At 70.9% G+C, this 309-nt stretch carries 1 protein-coding gene; it reads right to left on the reverse strand.

Annotated elements, in window-relative coordinates; translation table 11 throughout:
* Positions 1 to 309 (reverse strand): Asp23/Gls24 family envelope stress response protein (locus M3666_RS16520; RefSeq protein WP_251155830.1); only part of this gene is annotated, 309 nt, incomplete at both ends.

Consider the following 309-nt stretch of genomic DNA (forward strand, 5'->3'; position numbering starts at 1 on the left):
GGACACCGTCAGCGACCTGCTGCAGCGACACCGGGTACTCCGCGACGATCACGACGTCCGCGGCGACCTGCTTCTCGCCGACCTCGACCTTGACGCCCTGACCGTGGTCACGCTGCCCGATCGCGTCACGGATCGCGCCGATCGCACGGGCAGCGCCGCCGCCCAGCGAGTGCACCCCGTTCACCTCACGAGCGGCGATGCCGGCGACCTTCGACACGACGGTGTCGTCGATCGTGGTCTTGCCCGCAGTACCCGAACCGTTCTGGACGGCCGAGCGCGACGCCGCCGAAGCGGTCGCCGGAGTGGTCG

This window comes from Curtobacterium sp. ODYSSEY 48 V2 (genome assembly GCF_023712625.1).
Classification (GTDB): domain Bacteria; phylum Actinomycetota; class Actinomycetes; order Actinomycetales; family Microbacteriaceae; genus Curtobacterium.